The following is a 16,701-nucleotide window of genomic DNA, read 5'->3' as shown; positions in this document are numbered from 1 at the left end:
CGGCCTAGGGCTTCAAGCGAACCGCGCTGTCTTCCCATCGAGCCGAGGCCCTTTGAATAATGCCCAACCCCGTTGATTCCGTGCCACCACTGCCCCGCATCTACGCCTTGGATCCCCAAGAGGCGGAACAACGCTGGGACAGCGCCCCGCAACTGCTGTCGGCACTCAATGCCGCGCGGCTGGGCGCATGGTGCTGGGAAATCGACACGGGGAAAATCAACTGGTCCCGAGGCACTCAGGCATTGTTTGGCTACGATCCGCGCCAGCCATTGCCCAATGACCTCAACTACCTCGACCTTTTGGCGCCGGAAGACCGCGCCCACGTAGTCAGGGCATTTCATGCGGTGCTGGCCGGCGAACCGGTCGAACAGGCCATGCATCACCGCATCCAATGGCCCGATGGCAGCCTGCACTGGCTGGAAATCAACGGCAGCCTGGTGCCGGACAAAAACGGCAGGCGCCAAATGATCGGGGTGATCCGCGAGATCACTCACCAGCGCGAGCGGGAACACGCCCTCAGCCACTCTGAAAAACGCTTCGCCACGCTCTTCCACCTGTGCCCGAACATGGTGCTGCTGACGCGCCAGTCCGACGGCCTGATCAGCGAGGCCAACCACCATTTCGAACTGCTGTTCGGCTGGCCGGTGGCGCAAGTCATTGGCCGTACGACGCTGGAGTTGGGCCTGTGGCGTCACCCGGAGCAACGCACGCACCTGGTCAAGGCGACTCAGCGCAAAGGTGAATCCATCACCATGGAAGTGCAGTTCTGCGCCAGCAACGGCCAGATCCACGATGGCACGCTCAGTGCGCAAAAGGTCGAACTGGACGGTGAGGCCTACCTGATCAGCACCTTCCTCGACACCACCGAGCGCAAAAACGCCGAGCAGGCGCTCAAGGACAGCCAAGAGCGCCTGGACCTGGCGCTGGACTCGGCACAACTGGGCACCTGGGACTGGCACATCCCCACCGGCATGCTTTACGGCTCCGCCCGCGCCGCCCAGCTCCATGGCCTGCCGAGCGAACCGTTCCACGAGTCCTTCGATGCGTTTTTTGAAGGCATGTCCGATCAGGACCGCGAGGGCATGCGCCATGCATACCGCAGCCTGCGCGAAGGCGCCGACGGCAACTACCAGTTGACCTACCGCGTACCCGCCGAGGACGGCAGCGTGCGCTACCTGGAAAGCCGCGCACGGCTGTATCGCGACGAATCCGGCAAGCCCCTGCGCATGGCCGGTACCCTGCTCGATATCACCGATCAGGTGGAACGCGAGCAGCGCCTGAGCGCGTCCGAAGAGAAATTCGCCAGCCTGTTCCAGGCCAGTCCCGACCCGATCTGCGTCACCTGCCTGGACAGTGGCGAGTTTATCGAGATCAACCCGGCGTTCACCCAGACGTTTGGCTGGACGGCCGCCGAAGTGATCGACAAAAGCGCCGAGCAGATCGGCCTGTGGGATGAATCGAGCAAGCGCCTGCAACGCATCCAGCGGGTGATTCGCGAACAGTCATTGAGCAATGTGGCCATCGTGGTGCATGCCAGGAACGGCCAGAGCCTGACCTGCGTGATTTCCAGCCGCCTGATCAAGGTCAATGAGCAGCCGTGCATCGTCACGACCCTGCGCGATATCACCCAGCAGCAACGTTCGGAGGCGGCGCTCAAGGCCAGCGAAGAGAAGTTCGCCAAAGCCTTCCATTCCAGCCCCGACGCCATTTCGATCACCGAGCGCGACACGGGTCGATATGTGGAGGTCAATGATGGGTTTTGTCGCCTGACCGGCTATCGCGCCGAAGAAGCCATCGGCCTCACCCTGTACCAGATTGGCATCTGGGCCGATGAAAACCAGCGCACCGCGCTGCTGGCCGAACTGCAGATCAAGGGGCGCATCCATCACCTTGAAATGCTTTGGCACAACAAGCGTGGCGAGGTGCTGGCAGTGGAGGTGTCGGTCGAACCGATTACCTTGAATGAAACGCCGTGCCTGCTACTGACCGCACGGGACGTGAGCCTGCTGAAAAGCGCCCAGGCACAGATCCGCCACCTGGCCTATCACGACCCGCTGACCAACCTGCCCAACCGCGCGCTGCTGATGGACCGCCTGAGCCAGCAGATCGCCCTGCTCAAGCGCCACAACCTGCGCGGCGCGCTGCTGTTCCTCGACCTCGACCACTTCAAGCACATCAACGACTCCCTCGGTCACCCGGTGGGCGATACCGTGTTGAAAATCGTCACCGCCCGCCTGGAAGCCAGTGTGCGCATGGAGGATACGGTGGCGCGCCTGGGCGGTGACGAGTTCGTGGTCCTGCTCAGCGGCCTGGAGGGCTCACGCACGCAAGTCAGCAGCCAGGTACAGGCGCTGGCCGATACCCTGCGCGAATTGCTCTCCGAACCGATGTTCCTCGACGGCCACCGTCTGCAGGTGACGCCAAGCATCGGCGTGGCGCTGATCCCCGACCATGGCACCACCCCCGCCGACCTGCTCAAACGCGCCGACATCGCCCTGTACCGCGCCAAGGATTCGGGGCGCAACACCACCCAAATGTTTCACAACAGCATGCAAAAAACCGCCAGCGAGCGCCTGCGCATGGAAACCGACCTGCGTCTGGCCCTGTCGCGCGGTGAATTCAGCGTGCACTACCAGCCCCAGGTGGATGCGCGCGGCAATAGGATCGTCGGCGCCGAGGCCCTGGTGCGCTGGCAGCACCCGCAACTGGGGGCGCAGTCGCCGGCGGAATTCATCAAGGTGCTGGAGGACAGCGGCTTGATCCTCGAGGTGGGTACCTGGATTCTTGACGAAGCATGCAGCGCATTGGCGCGGTTGATTGCCGAGGGCCTGGTGGACCCGTTGAATTTCAGCCTGTGCGTGAATATCAGCCCGCGGCAGTTTCGCCAGAACGACTTTGTGGAGCGGGTCGAGCGCAGCCTCACGCAACACCACCTGCCCTACAGTTTGCTGAAGCTGGAAATCACTGAAGGCATCGTGATCCAGAATCTGGACGACACGGTAATGAAGATGCGTCGCCTGAAAAAACTTGGCGTGAGCTTTGCGATGGATGATTTTGGCACCGGTTACTCATCCCTGACCTACCTCAAGCGTTTGCCGGTGGATGGGCTGAAAATCGACCAGTCGTTTGTGCGTGACGCGACTCACGATCCCAATGACGCTGAAATCATCCGTGCCATTGTTGCCATGGCCCGCAGCTTGAATCTGGAAGTAATTGCCGAAGGCGTGGAAACCGTGGAACAACTGGCCTTCCTGCAGAAGCTCGGCTGTCATTTGTATCAGGGGTACTTGCATAGCCGGCCATTGCCGATAGAGGGGTTCAGGCAGTTACTGGAATAGGCATTTTCTGAAATGCAGCATTGCAACAAAATGCACCCTGGGTTATCCCTGCCCAGGTGCACCATGGTCAAATCAGTGCAACGGCCTGACCACGTGTGGGGGGTCGCCCCTGTTTTCCCCATAGCTCCTCGCGGCCGTTGATGACCGCCACCGAATGCCCAGTACGGTTGCACATGCCTATCTGACCTCGGGCAAGGTCACTCACCGACACTCGTTTCATGTGGCTTTTCAACCCAAGGCGCAGAAAGCCTTCGCCCGGGCCGTTTTCATCCTCCCCGTTATTCAGACTATAAATCGCAGCCTGATAACTGCGACCGGCCGTGCGATCGTTGTTCTCCATCTGCGCACGCTTGGCGCTGACGGCAAACAGGAACTGCGCATCCTTGAGCATGCCATTATCGGGCCCGGAGAACTTGGCGCCTCGGGTGCCCTCGGCCAATTCGCCGTCAGTCAACGTGAGCCGAAAGCCATCGCGCATGACGACGTGGTACCCGCCATTGGTCTTGGCCACTTCCTGGAAAATATCCGTGGGGCTTTGTCCGAATCGGTACATTGCGGCCTTGATGGCCGATACCGTCACACAGTTGCCATCCGGGCCCTGGCGAAAGCCACTCCAGATATTGTCGGGCTTCGCGCCACCGCGCTTGCTCGACAAACCCGGAATGCTCGCTGCGGCATCCGGTTTTGGCATCACCGGCTGGGGGGTTACCTGCGGAACAACAGGTGAAGGAACAGCGTCAGGAATAGTCTTTTGTTTCTTATCTGCTACCAGCGCGAGCAACTGAGTCAAAAGCGAAGTGAATAACGCCACGACTGAGTTGATCGCCTGCGCGTCGTTCTCGACAACCGCAGAACGCTGCACGATATCACCATACTTTATATCAGGCGTCGCCCTGACCGACGCGCGACCACCCTCTGCTTTAATAGTGGGTTCATTACTTGCGCTGAGTGCATCGATCGATAATGACTGCCTTACATCAATGACCCGTGCAATGTTATTAATTGGAAAGAGTGACATGGAGTTCTCCCTGCACAGGCACCTCTTCGAACTACACGTTCGAAAAAATGCCTGCACTTATAAAAAGACCGAAACGCGATGACTGCCTTTAAAACCTGGAACTTAGCCGATTAAAGCGCCCATGCCTGCCAGCAGATCGGTCGTCGACGGGACACGGACTGGTCAGGTCCGGAGTGGGAGCGTCGGGCAAGGGCGTTGGCTTGGGCTGCGGTTTGGTATCCGTTGGCACATTAGGCCTTGGGAAGTTGCCCGGAAGCACGGTTGGCTGGGGCTTGGCGTCCGGCACGGGTGGCTGAGGCTTCGCATCCGGCACGGTTGGCCGGGGCTTGGCGTCCGGCACGGTTGGCTGGGGCTTGGCGTCCGGCACGGTCGGCTGGGGCTTCGCATCCGGCACGGTTGGCCGGGGCTTGGTGTCCGGCACGGGTGGCTGGGGCTTGGCGTCCGGCACGGTTGGCTGAGGCTTCGCATCCGGCACGGTTGGCCGGGGCTTGGCGTCCGGCACGGGTGGCTGGGGCTTCGCATCCGGCACGGTTGGCCGGGGCTTGCCGTCCGGCACGGTTGGCTGGGGCTTCGCATCCGGCACGGTTGGCCGGGGCTTGTTATCCGGCACGGGTGGCTGAGGCTTGTGATCCGGCACGGGCGGCTGGGGCTTGTGATCCGGCACGGGTGGCTGGGGCTTGTGATCCGGCACGGGTGGCTGGGGCTTGTGATCCGGCACGGGTGGCTGAGGCTTGTGATCCGGCACGGGCGGCTGAGGCTTGTGATCCGGCACGGGCGGCTGGGGCTTGTGATCCGGCACGGGTGGCTGGGGCTTGTGATCCGGCACGGGCGGCTGAGGCTTGTGATCCGGCACGGGTGGCTGGGGCTTGTGATCCGGCACGGGTGGCTGAGGCTTGTGATCCGGCACGGGCGGCTGGGGCTTGTGATCCGGCGAGACTTTTCCATCAGGGCAGTGGCAATGAGCGACTACCACATTCACGTTTACGTTTGTCCTGGGGTCGTTGTTTACGCTTATCCCGGGCGTCGGCACCGTCAGGGGGATCGGCATGGGGTGCGGTTTATTCCCTCCAGGCAGGTTGACTGAAGGATCATTGGGTTGTGGTAGCACCCGCAACCCGCCTGCGTCCGGTTTCACCAGCTCTTTGTTGGTGTCCGGCAGCACCGGCAGCTTGCCCGTATCCGGCTTGACCAACTCTTTACTGGTATCCGGTTTCACCGGCAGCTTGCCTGCATCCGGCTTGACCAACTCCTTGCTGGTGTCCGGTTTCACCGGCAACTTGCCTGCATCCGGCTTGACCAGCTCCTTGCTGGTGTCCGGTTTCACCGGCAACTTGCCTGCATCCGGCTTGACCAACTCCTTGCTGGTGTCCGGTTTCACCGGCAACTTGCCCGCATCCGGCTTGACCAGCTCTTTGCTGTTATCCGGCTCAATCGGTAATTTGCCTGAGTCGGGCTTCACCGGTGTTTTGCCCGAAAATATGTCGCGCATGGCCCTAAAGATACCGTCAAGCATATCGAACAACTGCCTCAGCGCGGTCTCAGGAGTGACTGCCGTATTGTCCGGGCGCAATGACGTCAGGAGAGGTGTTGTGCCAGGAGACTGAACGGTCGGTTTGAGAATAACTTTAGTGTTCGAAACCGCTGGTTGCTCAAGAGCAGATGTATCGACTTTTACCAGTGGCGGAGTGTTAATCGACATAGACATACGCACGTTCCTTTATTTCATACAACTCGACCGGTTTAGGGTCAGAGGGAGTGATAGTTTTATCGACTGAAAACAGCAGCACTGCTTCAGTCCCTCCATTCGTGGGAAGTTGAGCTATCGAGTTCCGCAAATCGCAGTTCATATAAGGAAACCAAAGCGTATTATCAGACTTTGCCCCATGGACAATTTCCGCCAAGCCTTGATTTATGGCTTTTTTAATACGCAAGTGTGGTCACATGCGTTAATACTCTGTAGGAATGTCACTCATCGATAACATTCCACGTATTTACTCGCCCATGGTTTGTGTTAACTCGCACGCGTAAAAAAGGCGCCTGCAGTGGCGCCTTTAGGCAAGTCAATTGTAAGAACTCGGTTGCCTGGCTTCAGACAGGCACCGGATGGGGCATCCTCAGCAGGCGACTGACCTGCTCCAGGCCGGTCTCGCGACGCAAGGCGGTGAACAGCTCCACCGCTTCGGGGTAGTTGCGCGTCAGCATCGCCAGCCACTGCTTCAAGCGGCCGGGTGCCTGACGCTCGGTCAATTGCGCCACCGATTGGGTCCAGAATTCCTGGAGCATCGGCTGCATCTGTGCCCATGTCATTTCCACCACCTCTTGCCCTGCACGCGCCGCCGCGATCTGCCGCGCCAGGTCAGGACGCGCCACCAGGCCACGGCCAAGCATGATGTGTTCGGCGCCGCTGACTTCGCGGCAACGTTTCCAATCGTCGACGCTCCAGATGTCGCCATTGGCAAACACCGGCACCTTGACCACCTCCTGCACCCGCGGGATCCACTCCCAATGGGCTGGCGGCTTGTAGCCATCGGTCTTGGTGCGCGCATGCACCACGATATGCGCGGCCCCGCCTTCGGCCAGCGCCGTAGCGCAGACCAATGCGCCATCCGGGCTGTCGAAGCCCAGGCGCATTTTGGCGGTGACCGGAATATGCGCCGGGACCGCACGACGCACGTGCGCGACGATCCGGTTGAGCAACTCAGGCTCCTTGAGCAGCACCGCACCGCCGCGGGACTTGTTGACGGTCTTGGCCGGGCAGCCGAAGTTGAGGTCGATCACCTGCGACCCCAACTCGCAGGCCAAGGCCGCGTTTTCCGCCAGGCATACCGGGTCAGACCCCAGCAATTGCACGCGTAGCGGCACGCCCGCTGCGGTATGGGCACCCTGCAGCAGTTCCGGAGCAAGCTTGTGGAAATAGGCGGGGGTGAGCAATCGGTCGTTGACGCGGATGAATTCGGTCACACACCAGTCGATACCGCCCACACGGGTCAACACGTCCCGCAGGATGTTGTCGACCAACCCCTCCATGGGCGCCAAAGCAATTTGCATGGAAAACACTCAACAAAAATCGTGGCGCAGTTTACTGGGTTTCCCGTAACAACCGTTAACCCCCTGTCAGCGCAGGCCCATATCCCTCGATGAACTCGGCGGGCATGCGCTTGGGCCTGCCGCTGGACAGCTCGATGCAAACGAAGGTGGTGTGCGCACGCAGCAAGGTGGCGCCGTCACGCGGGCGCACCAGCTGAAAGCGGCGCGTCATCTTCAGGCGCTGGTCCCAATCGACGATCCACGTGGCCAGTTGCAGCTCATCGCCTTCGTAGCCGGCCGCCAGGTAGTCGATCTCATGACGCACCACGGCCATCGCGCGGTCCAGGCGCCGATACTCGGCAAGGTCCAGCCCCAGGCGCTGGGAATGGCGCCAGGCGCAACGCTCCAGCCAGGACACGTACACCGCGTTATTGGCGTGCCCCAGGCCGTCGATGTCCTCAGCGGCGACCTGCAGGTCGATGATGAACGGCGTTGCCAGATCCCAGCCCATGCCTTGCTCCAGTCGATTGATGTCGGCGGGCGCAGTGTATCAGGCGGTCTGGCGCTCCTGTACATGACAGCTCGCCAACAGGGCGAGTACGCCTTCGATTACCCGTGGATCGGCCAGCACCTTCTGATGCCCGCCCTGCTCCAGGCGCATCAGACGACTGTCTGGCCAGGCCTCGTGGATGGTCTGCGAGGCTTTGACCGGGACGAACGTATCGTCTTCGGCATGCACGATCAGGCCGGGAAGGTTCATCTGGTAGTGCGCGACATCCAGGTGCTTGAGCGGCATGCCGAATGCCAGCTCCACCATCTGGATGAACGCCGAACGTGCGCGCGGCGGCAACCCCATCATGCGCGTGAAACCGCGCAGCGCATCGAGAAACCGCGACGGCGCGGCGATACTTACCAACGCCCGCGTACGCAGCCCCAACTGCACCGCCAGCATCGCGCTGGCACCGCCCATCGAGTGGCCGACCACCGCATGCAGCGGGGGCAGCTCGGCCGCTGCCTCGAGCATGGCGCGGGCGAACAGCAGCACGTGTGCCTCACGCCCTGGCGAATGACCATGGGCCGGGCCATCCAGCGCAATCACCGAGTAGCCGCCTTCTACCAACGCCGTGATCAGGCTGGCGAATTGCGTAGGCCGGCCTTCCCAGCCGTGCATCAGCAACACCGCCGGCCCGTGCCCCCAGCGCAGCGCCGAGAGGCCGAAACGCAAGGTGATGCGCTGCGATTGCGCCAGCACCGGCAGCTCCCACGCCCGTGGCGGCAGCTCACGGGGCGTCATGAAGGTGCGCCGCATCCGGTTGGCCACCGTTTGCGGCGCGAGTCGGCCGACAGTGCCGTTGAAGCCACGCACCCAACTCAAGTCGCCCATGTTCTGAACCCTCTTCAGCGGACTGCCGACTTGGCGGCGCGCAGCACACGATCGGACAGCTCTCCCGGCCCCAGGGCCCGCGCCAGCGTCAAGCCGCCGACCATCAGCGCCATGTCGGCCAGGGCCTTGTCGGTATCTTCCGGGGTGGCCGCCAGCTGGGCCGCCATCAGCTCGCAATGTTCGCTCAGTGCCTGGCGGAACGCGTCCGGCAAACGGCCCATTTCGCCAACCGTCGCAGGTAGCGGGCACGCCTGGCCGGTGGAGTCCCGGTGTTTGCGCGACAAATAAAACGCCGCCACCAGGCTTCGACGTTCTTCGCCGGTCAGTTGCGTGTCCAGGTCTTCTATCGCCGCACGGCGCTTGGCCAGCAACTGAGTGAAGGCCTCCAGCATCAACGCATCCTTGCTTTCAAAGTGCGCATAAAAACCACCGACCGTCAGCCCCGCCGCCCCCATGACTTCGCCGACACTCGGCTCGGCCGGGCCACGCTGGATCAATGCCGCGCTGGCGGCCTGCAAGATGCGTTCGCGTGTTTGCGCTTTTTTATCGCTCATCAAAGCCTCCGTCTCTCATGGGTTGAATATTATTACCATAATAATATTGCGCAAGCGACAAGCGCGACCATTGGTCAGAACAGAAGAAAGGAAGTGGGGAAAGAATTGGCCAAACGCCAGACAAACAAAAGGGCCATTCAATAATTGAATGACCCTTAAAAATCCCGCAGAGCGGGTAATCGTGGCGTCCCCTAGGGGACTCGAACCCCTGTTACCGCCGTGAAAGGGCGGTGTCCTAGGCCACTAGACGAAGGGGACACAAACCTTCTGTACAGCTGATCAGAGCTGAGACCTGATCAATTCAAGGGCGGTGTGGCCAGACCTTGAACCTGTAAATTGGTGGAGCTAAACGGGATCGAACCGTTGACCTCTTGCATGCCATGCAAGCGCTCTCCCAGCTGAGCTATAGCCCCGATTTTTCGCCTGGCGGCGCAGCAGCCCTTTCGAGCTGCTTGTTGAAACTGGCGTCCCCTAGGGGACTCGAACCCCTGTTACCGCCGTGAAAGGGCGGTGTCCTAGGCCACTAGACGAAGGGGACAAAACCTTCTGTACAGCTGATCGGCGCTGAGTGCCGATCGATTCAAGGACGGTGTGGCCAGACCTTGAACCTGTAAATTGGTGGAGCTAAACGGGATCGAACCGTTGACCTCTTGCATGCCATGCAAGCGCTCTCCCAGCTGAGCTATAGCCCCTCATCGGTGAGGACGGGGCGAATCTTAATGGCGGTTTCGAAACGTGTCAAATTTATTTTCAACAATTTTCAAAATTTTTTGCCGGGATAACAATCACTTACCGACGAAACCCCGGAAAACCGGGGTTTCGTCCTTACAACCGTCTGCTTAAGCGATGGCGCCCAGCAGCTTTTCCCACTCTTTGTTTTCTTTCTTCGAAACACCACCAAGCAAATCAAGGGCTTGGCGCAGACGGAAACGCGTGAGGTCCGGGCCGAGGATTTCCATCGCGTCGAGCACCGACACCGAACTGGCCTGCCCGGTAATCGCGGCAAACATCAATGGCATGGCATCACGCAACTTCAGTTCCAGGGACTCGACCACCGCCTGGATCGTCGCGGTGATCGCATCCTTCTCCCATTGGCGCAGGCTTTCGAGCTTCCACAGGATCAACTGCATCAACTGACGCACTTGGTCACCCGAGAGCTTTTTCGATTCAAACAGTTTGGCATCCGGGTTTACGCCACCGGCGAAGAAAAAGCTGGCCAGCGGTGCGACCTGGCTGAACGTTTCCACCCTGCCCTGCACCAGCGGCGCGATCTTCATCATGTACTCAGGGTTCAACGCCCACTGCTGCACACGGCTGGCGAACTCGTGCACCGGCAGGTCGCGCAGCCACTGACCGTTGAGCCACGACAGCTTCTCGATATCGAAAATCGGCCCGCCCAGGGAGACGCGGGACAGGTCGAAGTGATCGACCATTTCCTGCAGCGAGAACTTCTCGCGCTCGTCCGGCATCGACCAGCCCATGCGGCCCAGGTAATTGAGCATGGCTTCGGGCATGAAGCCCATGCGCTCGTAGAAGGTCACCGACGTCGGGTTCTTGCGCTTGGACAGTTTGCTCTTGTCCGGGTTACGCAACAGCGGCATGTAGCACAGCTGCGGCTGTTCCCAGCCGAAGTATTCGTAGAGCAGGATCAGCTTGGGCGCCGACGGCAGCCATTCTTCGCCGCGCAGCACGTGGGTGATGCCCATCAGGTGGTCGTCGACCACGTTGGCCAGGAAGTACGTCGGCAGGCCGTCGGTCTTCATCAGTACCTGCATGTCCATGCGGTCCCACGGAATCTCGACATCACCGCGCAGCATGTCCGGCACTACGCACACGCCTTCGCTCGGCACTTTCATGCGAATCACGTGGGGCTCGCCGGCGGCCAGGCGCGCGGCCACTTCTTCGGGAGGCAACAGCAACGCGCGGCCATCATAGCGCGGGGTTTCGCCACGGGCCTGTTGCTCGGCGCGCATCTGGTCGAGTTCTTCAGCGGTGCAGAAGCATGGGAACGCATGGCCCATGTCCACCAGTTGCTGGGTGTACTGCTTATAGATGTCGCTGCGCTCGCTCTGGCGATACGGGCCGTGGGGGCCGCCGACATCCGGGCCTTCCGCCCAGGTGATGCCCAGCCAGCGCAGGGCATCGAAAATCTGCTGTTCCGACTCACGGGTCGAGCGCAGTTGATCGGTGTCTTCGATCCGCAGGATGAATTCACCGCCGTGCTGCTTGGCAAAGCAGTAGTTGAACAGGGCGATGTAAGCAGTGCCGACGTGGGGATCCCCAGTAGGCGATGGCGCAATGCGCGTGCGGACGGTGGTCATGGCAGGTCTCGAATGGGCGATAAGACTGAAAATTGAAACAAGGGGCGAATGGTAACAGCCTGGGTGATTTCTGGAAAACCGCGGCGCGGCCATCGGGGGCAAGCCCCCTCCCACACTTGACTGTATTCACACATCAACAGGTGGGAGGGGGCTTGCCCCCGATGAGGCCAGTGAAGTCACCCCAGATCAAACAGCCAGCAACCGCTCGCGCAACTTGCCAATCTCATCGCGCGTCTGCGCCGCCGCCTCAAACTCCAGATCCCGCGCCAACTGATACATTTTCTCTTCCAACTGCCGAATTCGCTTGGTGATCTCACTCGGCGAGCGCAGTTCGTTCTCGTACTTGGCGCTTTCCTCAGCAGCCTTGGCCATGCCCTTGCGCTTCTTGCTGCGCGAACCCGGCACGGTGGCGCCTTCCATGATGTCGGCCACATCCTTGAACACACCTTTGGGGGTAATGCCGTGTTCCAGGTTGAACGCAACCTGCTTCTCACGGCGACGCTCGGTCTCGCCGATCGCCCGCTCCATGGACCCGGTGATGCGGTCCGCATACAGGATCGCCCGGCCGTTGAGGTTGCGCGCCGCGCGGCCGATGGTCTGGATCAGCGAACGTTCGGAGCGCAGGAAGCCCTCCTTGTCCGCGTCCAGGATCGCCACCAGCGACACCTCGGGCATGTCCAGGCCTTCGCGCAGCAGGTTGATGCCCACCAGCACATCAAAAGTGCCCAGGCGCAGATCGCGAATGATTTCCACACGCTCCACGGTGTCGATGTCCGAGTGCAGGTAGCGCACGCGTACGCCGTGATCGGCCAGGTAATCGGTCAAGTCTTCGGACATGCGCTTGGTCAGGGTAGTGACCAGCACGCGCTCTTCCAGGGCCACGCGCTTGTTGATCTCCGACAGCAGGTCGTCGACCTGGGTCAGCGCCGGGCGGATTTCGATCTGCGGGTCGACCAGGCCCGTCGGGCGCACCAACTGCTCGATCACTCGGCCGGCGTGTTCGGCCTCGTAGTTGCCAGGCGTTGCGGAGACAAAGATGGTCTGCGGGCTGATGGCCTCCCATTCGTCGAAACGCATCGGCCGGTTATCCAGCGCCGATGGCAGGCGGAAGCCGTACTCCACCAGGGTTTCCTTGCGTGAGCGGTCGCCCTTATACATCGCACCGACTTGCGGCACGCTGACGTGGGACTCGTCGATCACCAGCAAGGCATCCGGCGGCAGGTAATCATAGAGTGTCGGCGGTGGCGCGCCGGACTCGCGGCCCGACAGGTAGCGCGAATAGTTTTCGATGCCGTTGCAGTAGCCCAGCTCCAGGATCATCTCCAGGTCGAAGCGGGTGCGCTGCTCCAGGCGCTGGGCTTCCACCAGCTTGTTGTTGGAACGCAGGTATTCCAGGCGCTCGGCCAACTCGACCTTGATGCCCTCGATCGCGCCCATCAGGGTTTCACGCGGGGTCACATAGTGGCTTTTCGGGTAGAAGGTGAAGCGCGGCAATTTGCGGATCACCTCGCCGGTCAACGGGTCGAAGGCCGACAGGCTTTCGACTTCATCGTCGAACAGCTCGATGCGGATCGCTTCCAGGTCGGATTCGGCCGGGTAGATATCAATCACATCGCCGCGCACGCGGAACGTGGCACGGGCAAAGTCCATGTCGTTGCGGGTGTACTGCAGGCTCGCCAGGCGCCGCAACAGCTCGCGCTGGTCGAGCTTGTCGCCGCGATCAACGTGCAGCACCATTTTCAAATAGGTTTCCGGGCTGCCCAGGCCGTAGATGCACGACACCGTGGTCACGATGATCGCGTCCTTGCGTTCCAGCAAGGCCTTGGTCGCCGACAGCCGCATCTGCTCGATATGGTCGTTGATCGACGCATCCTTCTCGATAAAGGTATCGGAGGACGGCACATAGGCTTCGGGCTGGTAGTAGTCGTAGTAGGAAACGAAATACTCCACCGCGTTGTTCGGGAAGAACGCCTTGAACTCGCCATACAGCTGCGCAGCCAGGGTTTTGTTCGGTGCCAGCACCAGGGTCGGGCGATTGACCTGCGCGATCACGTTGGCAATGCTGAATGTCTTGCCTGAACCGGTCACCCCGAGCAGCGTCTGATGCGCCAGGCCGGCCTCAATGCCTTCGACCATCTGGCGAATCGCTTCCGGTTGGTCGCCGGCAGGTTCAAAACGGGTGACGAGCTGGAAATCCGACATAACGTACCTCGTGTAGTCACCCCAGACTCAACACCGCCAGGGACGAAATAGCTCAGCAACCCACGAATAATCATCGCAGGTTGCAGGAAAAAACCATGATAGCCGTAGTAGTGGTGACGAATGTGACGGGTTTCAAGGCAATCGTCCTACCTGCCGTCCGGGATCAATCTGCAATAAGACTAACGGTCGGCCATTAAACCGAAAAACTTGGCCGAAAAGCCATTTCCGCTGTCGCCCTCAGCCGTGATGGCCTCTATACTAGCTCCCCGTTTGTGCACCGCTCTAGTGCAACCGGCTGGAGCGCGACACGTCCCTCCCTTCCCCCATAGAGCTGCCGCAAAAATGAGCCTGTTCTCCGCTGTCGAAATGGCACCACGCGATCCAATCCTGGGCCTCAACGAAGCATTCAACGCCGATACTCGAACCACCAAGGTCAACCTTGGCGTGGGCGTTTACTGCAACGAGGAGGGGAAGATTCCGCTCTTGCGTGCCGTTGCCGAAGCGGAAGCCATTCGCGTGGCGCAACATGCCGCCCGTGGCTACTTGCCGATTGACGGCATCGCGGCCTACGACAAGGCCGTGCAAACCCTGCTGTTCGGTGATAAGTCGCCGCTGCTTGAAGCCAGCCGTGTGGTCACCGTGCAGGCCGTGGGTGGCACCGGCGCGCTGAAGATCGGCGCCGATTTCCTCAAGCAGTTGCTGCCCGACGCCGTGGTGGCCATCAGCGACCCGAGCTGGGAAAACCACCGCGCACTGTTCGAAACCGCCGGTTTCCCGGTGCAGAACTACCGCTACTACGACGCAGCCACCCACGACGTCAACCGTAGCGGCCTGCTCGAAGACCTCAACGCCCTGCCGCCACAGTCCATCGTGGTGTTGCACGCCTGCTGCCACAACCCGACCGGCGTCGATCTGAGCCCGGCGGACTGGCAGAACGTACTGGACGTGGTCAAGGCCAAAAACCTGGTGCCATTCCTTGATATGGCCTACCAGGGCTTCGGCGACGGCATCCATGAAGACGCCGCCGCCGTGCGCCTGTTCGCGGAGTCGGGCCTGACCTTCTTTGTGTCCAGCTCGTTCTCCAAATCGTTCTCTCTGTACGGCGAACGCGTGGGCGCCTTGTCCATCGTCAGCGACTCCAAGGAAGAAAGCGCGCGCATCCTGTCCCAGGTCAAGCGTGTGATCCGTACCAACTACTCCAACCCGCCCACCCACGGCGCGGCAATCGTTGCAGCGGTACTGAACAACCCTGAACTGCGCGCCCAGTGGGAAACTGAGCTGGCCGAAATGCGCCTGCGCATCCGCGGCATGCGCGAGCAGATGGTGGCGGAACTGGCCAAGGCCGCGCCAGGCCATGATTTCAGCTTTGTCGGTCGCCAGCGTGGGATGTTTTCCTACTCCGGATTGACGGTTGAGCAAGTGACCCGCCTGCGCAACGAATTTGGCATCTATGCACTGGACACCGGCCGTATCTGTGTGGCGGCGCTGAACCAGTCGAACATTGCTGCGGTCACACAGGCAATCGTTCAGGTGCTGTAAACCTGCCAGCGTTGAACGAGGGGGAAGCCAAGGGCTTCCCCCTTTTTGTTGGCGAACCCACTAGACTGCATACCGACTGCCCCTTTGCTGTGAGAGCCCTATGAGAAACGACGACCTGGACCTGCGCGCCGACCGCGACGAACTGCACGACTATGCTCCACGTGCGCCGCAAGCCAAGCGCCAGAAAAGCCTGGTACTGCAAGTGGCGCTGGGGGTGTTTCTGGGTGGCTTGGCGTTGTGGCTGGTGCAACTGGGTGCCACGGCGATCATGGCCAAGCTGGCCATGGGTACCTTCCAGTTCGGCGGCTGAACGCAAGAGGAACCAACATGTGGGAGGGGGCCTGCCCCCTCCCACATTGGCTTCAGGCTGCTGCAAGCCCGCGTTCCTCCAGGAGTTTTACGAAGCTGTTGAGGCTCTGCGACACGGTGCCCCGGCGCCAGATCAGCCAGGTATTCAACACACGGAAGTTGTCCGCCAGCGGCCACACGCTGACCGCCGCCGCCCCCGGCATGCTTTCCAACATACTGCGCGGCATCAACGCCAGCCCTGCCCCGGCGCTGACGCAGGCCAGCATGCCGTGGTAAGACTCAATCTCGAAGATCTTGCCCGGCACCGCGCCGTCCTGGGAAAACCAACGCTCGAAGTGATGTCGATACGAGCAGTTGGAGCGAAAGGTATAGATATTCTCGCCGGACACATCCTGCCCGCGCGTGATCGGCGCATGGTGCAGCGGCGCGATCACCACCATCTCCTCTTCAAACACCGCCACGCCCTCCAGTGTGGAGTGCAGCACCGGGCCATCGACAAAGGCCGCCGTCAAACGCCCGGACAGCACGCCTTCGATCATTGTGCCCGACGGTCCCGTGCTCAGGTCCAGCTCGACCTTGGTGTACTGCTGGTTATACGCCGCCAGCAACGCGGGAATACGCACCGCTGCGGTACTTTCCAGCGAGCCGAGGGCAAAGGCGCCCTGGGGTTCCTCCCCCGCCACCGTGGCGCGGGCCTCCTGTACCAGATCGAGAATACGCCGCGTATAGCCCAGGAAATTCCACCCGGCCGGTGACAGGCGCAAGCGGCTCTTTTCGCGGATGAACAACTCCACGCCCAGATCCTGCTCCAGTTGCTTGATACGGGTGGTCAGGTTCGACGGCACCCGGTGAATCAATTGTGCGGCGGCGCTGATGCTGCCTTGCTCGGCAACGGCCTTGAAGATTTCCAGTTGCACCAGATCCAATTCATTCTCCAATCGTGAATTTATTGCTTAATATTATTCAGTTTTAAGAAAAGGTACAGCATCGTACGCTGGGCTCCATTCCC

General features: G+C 60.9%; 13 protein-coding genes and 4 tRNA genes. 4 read left to right on the top strand and 13 right to left on the bottom strand.

The annotated features are described in order from the left end of the window. The first annotated feature begins 59 nt into the window (after positions 1–59). Entirely contained in the window at positions 60–3,338 is a 3,279-nt protein-coding gene (locus tag BFQ04_RS23880; RefSeq protein ID WP_065952909.1) for a PAS domain S-box protein, read from the top strand. Between the two features lie 67 nt (positions 3,339–3,405). Here BFQ04_RS23880 and BFQ04_RS23875 read toward each other — a convergent pair whose 3' ends face one another. Continuing rightward, positions 3,406–4,356 (bottom strand): hypothetical protein, encoded by a 951-nt coding sequence (locus BFQ04_RS23875; RefSeq protein ID WP_065952908.1) that lies wholly within the window; start codon positions 4,354–4,356, stop codon positions 3,406–3,408. Between the two features lie 288 nt (positions 4,357–4,644). On the opposite strand from BFQ04_RS23875, the gene BFQ04_RS30550 reads away from it, so the two are divergent. After that, positions 4,645–5,436: a DUF4573 domain-containing protein gene (locus tag BFQ04_RS30550; protein WP_371914541.1), complete on the top strand. Its 792-nt coding sequence runs from the start codon at positions 4,645–4,647 to the stop codon at positions 5,434–5,436. Positions 5,437–6,044: 608 nt separating this feature from the next. On the opposite strand, the gene BFQ04_RS29520 is transcribed toward BFQ04_RS30550, so the two are convergent. The 11 genes from BFQ04_RS29520 to uvrB all read right to left on the bottom strand — a co-directional run bounded on the left by BFQ04_RS29520 (position 6,045) and on the right by uvrB (position 13,844). Continuing rightward, on the bottom strand, positions 6,045–6,287 hold the full coding sequence (locus BFQ04_RS29520; RefSeq protein WP_139111967.1) for a hypothetical protein: 243 nt from the start codon (positions 6,285–6,287) through the stop codon (positions 6,045–6,047). Positions 6,288–6,444: 157 nt separating this feature from the next. After that, positions 6,445–7,404, bottom strand: a complete 960-nt coding sequence (locus tag BFQ04_RS23865; RefSeq protein ID WP_065952906.1) for a tRNA dihydrouridine synthase — start codon at positions 7,402–7,404, stop codon at positions 6,445–6,447. A gap of 55 nt (positions 7,405–7,459) precedes the next feature. Further along, positions 7,460–7,894: an acyl-CoA thioesterase gene (locus BFQ04_RS23860; RefSeq protein ID WP_065894097.1), complete on the bottom strand. Its 435-nt coding sequence runs from the start codon at positions 7,892–7,894 to the stop codon at positions 7,460–7,462. 39 nt (positions 7,895–7,933) lie between these two features. After that, positions 7,934–8,767 (bottom strand): alpha/beta fold hydrolase, encoded by an 834-nt coding sequence (locus BFQ04_RS23855; RefSeq protein ID WP_065952905.1) that lies wholly within the window; start codon positions 8,765–8,767, stop codon positions 7,934–7,936. Between the two features lie 14 nt (positions 8,768–8,781). Then, on the bottom strand, positions 8,782–9,321 hold the full coding sequence (locus tag BFQ04_RS23850; protein ID WP_065952904.1) for a TetR/AcrR family transcriptional regulator: 540 nt from the start codon (positions 9,319–9,321) through the stop codon (positions 8,782–8,784). A 182-nt stretch (positions 9,322–9,503) separates the two neighbouring features. Next, a tRNA-Glu gene (locus BFQ04_RS23845) sits at positions 9,504–9,579 on the bottom strand. Positions 9,580–9,658: 79 nt separating this feature from the next. Then, positions 9,659–9,734 (bottom strand) — tRNA-Ala (locus BFQ04_RS23840). Positions 9,735–9,783: 49 nt separating this feature from the next. Next, a tRNA-Glu gene (locus tag BFQ04_RS23835) sits at positions 9,784–9,859 on the bottom strand. 78 nt (positions 9,860–9,937) lie between these two features. Continuing rightward, a tRNA-Ala gene (locus tag BFQ04_RS23830) sits at positions 9,938–10,013 on the bottom strand. 147 nt (positions 10,014–10,160) lie between these two features. Beyond that, a complete protein-coding gene (gene gltX / locus BFQ04_RS23825; protein ID WP_065952903.1) occupies positions 10,161–11,642 on the bottom strand; it encodes a glutamate--tRNA ligase in 1,482 nt (493 codons plus the stop codon). Between the two features lie 186 nt (positions 11,643–11,828). Next, positions 11,829–13,844, bottom strand: a complete 2,016-nt coding sequence (gene uvrB, locus BFQ04_RS23820) for an excinuclease ABC subunit UvrB (RefSeq protein WP_065952902.1) — start codon at positions 13,842–13,844, stop codon at positions 11,829–11,831. A gap of 342 nt (positions 13,845–14,186) precedes the next feature. On the opposite strand from uvrB, the gene BFQ04_RS23815 reads away from it, so the two are divergent. Continuing rightward, complete coding sequence (locus BFQ04_RS23815) at positions 14,187–15,383, top strand: amino acid aminotransferase (RefSeq protein ID WP_065952901.1); 1,197 nt, start codon at positions 14,187–14,189, stop codon at positions 15,381–15,383. Between the two features lie 100 nt (positions 15,384–15,483). Beyond that, positions 15,484–15,693 (top strand): hypothetical protein, encoded by a 210-nt coding sequence (locus BFQ04_RS23810; protein WP_043047518.1) that lies wholly within the window; start codon positions 15,484–15,486, stop codon positions 15,691–15,693. Between the two features lie 52 nt (positions 15,694–15,745). Here the strand turns inward: BFQ04_RS23810 and BFQ04_RS23805 are convergent, their stop codons facing one another. After that, complete coding sequence (locus tag BFQ04_RS23805; RefSeq protein ID WP_065952900.1) at positions 15,746–16,618, bottom strand: putrescine utilization regulator PtrR; 873 nt, start codon at positions 16,616–16,618, stop codon at positions 15,746–15,748. Positions 16,619–16,701 lie beyond the last annotated feature (83 nt).

It is taken from the genome of Pseudomonas sp. 37 R 15, from assembly GCF_900004865.1.
In the GTDB taxonomy this organism is placed as follows: Bacteria; Pseudomonadota; Gammaproteobacteria; order Pseudomonadales; family Pseudomonadaceae; genus Aquipseudomonas; species Aquipseudomonas fluorescens_AM.
Note: the sequence above shows the minus strand (reverse complement) of the source record. Positions and strands in the feature narration are given on the sequence as shown.